The sequence below is a fragment of the Paenibacillus sp. 01T422 genome, from assembly GCF_056398785.1.
On record NZ_JBFTQB010000316.1, the window covers coordinates 1 to 6,491 of the forward strand.

The following is a 6,491-nucleotide window of genomic DNA, read 5'->3' on the forward strand; positions in this document are numbered from 1 at the left end:
TAAGCCACTGTTCTGTTACGGACTCAGGAGCCGTTATTTGGGCAAATCCGGCTGGATTTGCGATGCTATCGGACTGAGGAGGCGTTATTCATGGTCTTTGCCGTTGTTTTGGGCAAGATCTTGTTCAATAACGGCACCTGAGTCCGTTAGATATTAATCCTAGTCCAAAAGTGGCAAATAGGGTTATCTCAGTCCGTTAGCCGTCAGGCTGGTGCTCGCTCGGAGCAAGCCGTCAGGCTGGTGCTCGCAGGGGGCAAGTTAGCGGCTGGCGTCCCAAGAGGGTGAGCTAGTGGTTGAAGGAAGCTTAATAGTCGAGGGAAAACATCGACTATAGTAGTCAGCTAGTTGAAGTGCCATGAATACACCATTAKGCKCTCAGCCGTCAGTCCTYGTTCCCACCATTAGGCTCTCAGMCATCAGCTCCTTGTTCCCACCATTAGGCTCTCAGCCRTCARCTCCTYGYTCCCACCATTATCCACTCAGCCATCAGCTCCTTGTTCCCACCATTAGGCTCTCAGCCATCAGCTCCTTGCTCCCACCATTATGCCATTATGCGCTCAGCCGTCAGTTCCTTGTTCCCACCAGTAAGCGCCCAGCAGTCAGCTCCTTATTCCCATCCGTGAGCCCCCGTTCCACCAGGTGCACAGCCTGACAGCCTCAGTACGAGCAAGCGGCACTGGCGTGGAGAAGGAAGTAGGACGAGCGGCTGGTGCAGTGTATGCATTAAGATGAAGCCGTGACACGACAGCAACGAAATCAAAGACGAAAAAAAGGAGCCTCTCGGCTCCTTCTCATGTTCTTTATGACCGCTGTTCCGGCACCGGCAAGCCCAGATGATGATAGGCTTGAGGCGTAACAGTCCGCCCTCTCGGAGTACGCTGCAAAAATCCGATTTGCAGCAAATAAGGCTCGTAGACGTCTTCGATCGTCTGACTCTCTTCACCGATGGTGGCAGCGATCGTCTCCAGCCCTACAGGGCCACCCTGGAAGCTCTGAATGATCGCCCTCAGCATCTTGTGGTCGATCTCATCCAGACCGAGGTCATCGATCTGGATGCGCTTCAGCGCCTCTTTGGCGATGTCCAGCGTGATAATGCCATCGCCCTTCACCTGCGCGAAGTCGCGAACCCGCTTCAACAAGCGGTTCGCGATACGCGGTGTTCCGCGCGAGCGCATGCCGATTTCGCGCGCAGCCTCACCCACGATGCCGACCTGCAGGATGTCGGCCGTGCGGGAGACGATGTAGGTGAGCTCCTCCACCGTATAAAACTCCAGCCGGCTGACGACTCCGAAACGGTCGCGCAGCGGCGCAGACAACAAACCGACGCGCGTCGTCGCGCCGATCAGCGTAAACGCCGGCAAGTCCAGCCGCACCGAGCGTGCGCTCGGCCCCTTGCCGATAATAATATCAAGGGCAAAATCCTCCATCGCTGGATACAGCACCTCTTCCACCGTACGGTGGAGGCGGTGAATTTCGTCGATGAACAGCACGTCACCCTCCTGCAAGTTCGTCAGGATGGCAGCCAAATCGCCCGGCCGCTCAATAGCGGGGCCGGAGGTTGTTCGTATGCTCACGCCAAGCTCGTTGGCGATGATGTTGGACAGGGTCGTCTTCCCGAGCCCTGGCGGTCCATAAAGCAGCACATGATCCAACGCTTCCTTGCGCATCTTGGCGGCTTCAATATAAATCTTGAGGTTCTCCTTAGCCTGCTTCTGGCCGATATATTCAGCCAAATAACGGGGACGCAGACTGTACTCTATGACGTTGTCCTCCATCATCAAATTAGCTGATATAATCCGGTCATTATCCATGGTGATCCTCCTAAGAGCTTTCCCTAGGAAAGCTTTCTTCATTGATAGGCAAGTATTAGTTCAGGTAAGCTACTTGCTACATCGTATACAAGGCTTGCAAAGCAAGCTTCATCAAAACATCGACAGAATCAGAAGGATTTGCTTTGGGCTTCACTTGCAGCCATGCGCGATCCGTTTCTGCTTCCGTGTAACCAAGCGTCATCAAAGCTTCTTTCGCTTCTGTCCAAACTTGACCGCCCTCTGTAAGTTGCGCTGAGCCCACTACACTTAAAGCTACAGCCGCTTCAGGACTTGAGAACGTCACTGAACCTAATTTGTCCTTGAGGTCCAAAATAATCCGCTGCGCCGTCTTTTTGCCGATGCCAGGCAGTTTGGTTAAGAAAGCCAAATTTTCTTGGCTAATCGCCAAAATGACAGCCTCCGGTCTTCCTCCTGCTGCAAGAATGCCCAAAGCTACCTTAGGGCCAATCCCTGTTACATCAAGCAATAGGCGGAATAAAGACTGCTCATCTCTAGAGATAAAACCAAATAGCAAATGAGCATCTTCCCTTACGTGATAATGGATGAACATAGTAACATCTTCATTATCCTTATGCGAAAGCGCATAGGGATTAGGACAAAATACACGATAACCTACACCGTTCACATCCAGCACAGCATACTCACTCTCGCGCAGCGCAACTTTCCCTCGTAAGAAATCTATCATCTTTTCTTGACCTCATTTATTCTAGATTGCAAAGCAGAAGAATGGGCATGGCAAATAGCGATCGCCAGAGCATCCGCTACATCATCAGGCTTGGGCACCTGCGATAGTTTGAGTAATATTTTGACCATTTCCTGGACTTGACGCTTCTCCGCATTTCCGTAACCGACAACGGACTGCTTCACTTGCAGCGGTGTATACTCCGCAATCGGCAGACCTGCCTGAACACCGGCTAGGATCATGACACCACGTGCTTGCCCTACGGTAAAGGCTGTCGTTACATTTCGGTTAAAAAAAAGCTTCTCTATGGACATAGCGTCCGGTTTATACTTTTCTATCAATTGCGTTGTAGCGTCATAGACATCCTTCAGCCTCAGACCTGGATCGGTATGTGCTTCCGTCTGAATTGAACCGTATTGCACAGGAACGAGCTTGCTGCCAATCTTATCAATAAAACCAAAACCTACAATCGCGATACCCGGATCAATCCCCAGAATACGCACAGCATTACTCTCCCATCTAAAAAAAGCGAACATATGTAGTCATTTCTAATTATAGCAGATAACAAAAAAAAGAGATAGACTCGGGATTTCCCCTCATCTACCTCAACTTTTAGGCTTATTTATGGCCTTGTCATCGCTTTTTCTGTTTCTTCCACGGCATAATCGCTGAATGTTGATAATACGCTATTATACTCCTCCATATCAGAGATGCGAATACCCTCGCGCAGCTTCTCCACCGTATCTAGGGGCAGGCTGCTTTCCAAATGCTTAATGTTTAATTGAAAAAATGTCCGTATCACATTATCTTTCGCAGGAGTACCGTTAAACAATGAAAGGTTGCTGCTGCCATCGATGCCGAATACCGCTTTCTCCTTGCAAGTCGGAGACAAATCTTCGATGTTTTCGGTAAATGTGACCTCTCCGTTAGGGCTGACACTGAGCAGCCAGTTCGGATGCTTCATTTGCATATTAAGCAGCTGTTCTGAGGTTTGCAGACCGAGTGTACTCTTCTCTTCTCCGCAAACGTAAGACTTGAGCATGTAGCTTTCTCTGGTATCTGTGATCCGCTTCAGCGTCGCTTCCGCTTCTTTCAGACGTACATCGTCTTCCGGCGTTAATTGAGCCATCGTAGCTTGAGTCGGAGAATTGCTTGTACCTGAAAAACTGCCTGTTGCATATCCGATCCAACAAACCGTACCTACAAGGAAGATCATCCCTAATGTCAACCAACTGCGTTTCCAGCGCAGCCTTCTTTTCCAATGCTTCAAAAATCGTTGTACATCCACTGGTATCCCCTTCTATTCTCTTTTTCCGTATTGTTTCCATTTGCATGAGACGCTATACATCATTTACCATAGGGAGAGTAGCATCAAACCAATCAAGACGGACGGTGAAGCTCTATCATGAAAGGTAAAAGACGAATTAAGCGTACAACACTCCTGATTATAGGAGTTGTCCTATTGTGGGGAGCCGTTGCCATTTGGAATGAAGTACTCAAAACTGAAAAAGGCGTGACCACACCACGCTCCACTTCAGCCTCATACCCGACCACTGACATGAAAAGTAACCAAACTTCCATAAATAAGGCAACAAATGGAAATGTATTGAGTATAAAATAGCTATAAAATTTGACTGTAGCCACAGAAATGATATAGTCAGAAGTAGATGAAATATTCTCATACTTATCCATGGAAAACGATATATATTTGAAAAAGGCTGCCAGCCGGTTTTCTTAAAGAAAACGCTAAGCCAATGCTTTCGAAGACAGTTTTCTTACGAAAACTCTAAGGAGGGGAAACACCATGAATGTGGCAGAACTTCAATTAATTCAATTATCCAGACGAGGCGATCGCAACGCTTTCGTTGAATTAGTCGAGTTATACCGTAACAAAATACAAAAGCTTGCTTTCCGCATGCTTCATAACAGGCCTGATTCGGAGGACATCGTTCAAGAAACATTTATTCGCGTTTACTTGAATTTGAATCACTACGATGAAAGTCAGAACTTTTCTACTTGGATTTATCGGATCGGCAAAAATGTCGCCATTGATTTGCTGCGCAAAAAACGGCCGGTTCAATCCTTGGATGCTGAGCTGAACGATCATGACGATGATTACAGCTATTACAGTAAGCTCGCCAGCCAGGATCAGTCACCTGAGCACGCAGTTCTGCAAACAGAAATCCAAGATCACATGCACACTTCCATCAATAAACTGGCCGACAAATATAAAAGTGTCATTACGCTTTACTATCTGGAAGAGCTTTCGCTTCAAGAAATTAGTACCAAGCTTAACTTACCGATTACAACGGTCAAAACACGTCTGCACCGCGGGCGGGAGCTGCTCCGCAAGAAGTGGGGCATGAATTTCGTCGTTGGCCTCATGGTCTTCTTCACCATTGGGATGATTGCTTAATGTTCCGTCAGCTTAAATAATAAAAAAGCCTCCAAATCCACGGACTGTGGACTCAGGAGGCTTCTTTTTTGTTCAGAAATTAATCCAAGGAATATTGGGTCTAGATTCCTGCGAATCCAAAGTCGCTCTTTGCTGACGTCTTACGAATGCATTGAGTGCATCTGTTCCGTTCAATTTTACTCTTTTAGAAGAGCTGTTGCTGTTTTTGGATTTCGTTGATTTGTTCGTGCGAATATCAATTTCTACGACTTCATCCTTATCGCTTTCTTTCATAAGTTCATGCGTATGAACCTGCGGCATCATAGGCGACTCGAAAGGTGCTTGATAGTGACCTCCGGCATAAGGGATACCATATGGCCCCGGTTGAAAAGCAAACGGATTATGCCCCGCCTGCCCCATATCAAAAGGAGTGCCTTGCGGATATAAATCAGGCATGTAAGGCATATTCGGCATAGCCGGCATGGTTTGCATATCAGGCGTGTTAGACATAAATGGCATATTAGACATGAATGGCATTGCATTCATATCAGGCATGTTAGACATGAATGGCATTGCATTCATTTCAGGCATGTTAGACATAGATTGCATTGTATGCATATCGGGCATGTTAGACATGAATGGCATTGTATTCATTTCAGGCATGTTAGACATGAATGGCATTGTATTCATTTCAGGCATGTTAGACATAGATGGCATTGTATTCATTTCAGACATGTTAGACATGAATGGCATTGTATTCATTTCAGGCATGTTAGACATAGATTGCATTGTGTGCATATCGGGCATGTTAGGCATAGATGGCATGCCATGGTGGTAGCCATGCTGGTGACCATCCCATGGATTTCCTACAGGACCCGTCGGAAAACCTTCTTGAGCTGTCATCCATGGTTGTTCCATCATGGAAGGGCCTCCACAGCCGCAACCCTCGTTGCTCATAGGGAACGTGTTCATTTGAGTATGATGAGGTGCCTGCTCCCAAGGCTGCTGTTGGTACGGCGTAAAGGCTGGATACGCTGCTGCTTCTGGCTGGTTAGCCTCTGGATAAGCGAATACTTCCGTTGCCTTAATATGAAACTGCTTGAAAGGATGAACGGCTGGCTGCTCATATGGTTCTTGCAGCGTAATAACCCCAGGCTCCATTTCTGGTATTTCAGGCATCAAAGTCTGCTCTGGCACAGGTGCAGGTGCAGTAGGCATTGGTTGCATTGGCATTGGCATTGGTTGCATTGGCATTGGTTGCATTGGCATTGGCATTGGCATCGGCATCGGCATAGGTTGCATTTCCTCTGGCATAGGTTGCATTTCCTCTGGCATCGTTTCTTCCGGAACTGGTATATATGGCGGAGGGCTTGCATCATTCGGAGCCATTGGCTGTGCCTCTGGCATATGATCAAAAGGCATCGTTGACGCTTTTGAAGGCGGATGCGGGTTCATGCCAGTAGTTTCATGATGCATTTTGGGAACAAATACAACTTCTCCTGTCATAAGTACGTTGGGATTCTTCAGCTGCGGATTCGCCCCAATCATCGCCTGAAGAGGTACATCCCAGGCTTTCCCAAGC

5 protein-coding genes and 1 pseudogene are annotated in these 6,491 nt (G+C 47.7%); 1 reads left to right on the forward strand and 5 read right to left on the reverse strand.

The window, feature by feature from the left end; genetic code table 11:
- Nucleotides 1-800 precede the first annotated feature (800 nt).
- The 4 genes from ruvB to AC1DUA_RS18310 form a co-directional block, all read right to left on the reverse strand.
- Nucleotides 801-1,811, reverse strand: coding sequence for a Holliday junction branch migration DNA helicase RuvB (ruvB, locus tag AC1DUA_RS18295; RefSeq protein ID WP_477501130.1), 1,011 nt, complete (start codon nt 1,809-1,811; stop codon nt 801-803).
- A 76-nt stretch (nt 1,812-1,887) separates the two neighbouring features.
- A complete protein-coding gene (gene ruvA, locus AC1DUA_RS18300) occupies nt 1,888-2,517 on the reverse strand; it encodes a Holliday junction branch migration protein RuvA (RefSeq protein WP_477501131.1) in 630 nt (209 codons plus the stop codon).
- Nucleotides 2,514-3,017 (reverse strand): crossover junction endodeoxyribonuclease RuvC, encoded by a 504-nt coding sequence (gene ruvC / locus AC1DUA_RS18305; RefSeq protein ID WP_477501132.1) that lies wholly within the window; start codon nt 3,015-3,017, stop codon nt 2,514-2,516. The genes ruvA and ruvC overlap by 4 nt, the downstream gene beginning before the upstream one ends.
- A 119-nt stretch (nt 3,018-3,136) precedes the next feature.
- Nucleotides 3,137-3,802, reverse strand: coding sequence for a BofC C-terminal domain-containing protein (locus tag AC1DUA_RS18310; protein ID WP_477501133.1), 666 nt, complete (start codon nt 3,800-3,802; stop codon nt 3,137-3,139).
- A gap of 516 nt (nt 3,803-4,318) precedes the next feature.
- Here AC1DUA_RS18310 and sigW point away from each other — a divergent pair.
- Nucleotides 4,319-4,930 (forward strand): RNA polymerase sigma factor SigW, encoded by a 612-nt coding sequence (gene sigW, locus AC1DUA_RS18315; protein ID WP_145661437.1) that lies wholly within the window; start codon nt 4,319-4,321, stop codon nt 4,928-4,930.
- 72 nt (nt 4,931-5,002) lie between these two features.
- Here the strand turns inward: sigW and AC1DUA_RS18320 are convergent.
- Nucleotides 5,003-6,491 (reverse strand): annotated as a pseudogene (locus AC1DUA_RS18320) (hypothetical protein); the annotation flags it as partial.

What these genes read in the sequence shown, in the direction of transcription:
- ruvB (WP_477501130.1), bottom strand. Translation starts at nt 1,811, where the DNA reads ATGGATAATGACCGGATTATATCAGCTAATTTGATGATGGAGGACAAC.
- ruvA (WP_477501131.1), bottom strand. Translation starts at nt 2,517, where the DNA reads ATGATAGATTTCTTACGAGGGAAAGTTGCGCTGCGCGAGAGTGAGTAT.
- sigW (WP_145661437.1), top strand. Translation starts at nt 4,319, where the DNA reads ATGAATGTGGCAGAACTTCAATTAATTCAATTATCCAGACGAGGCGAT.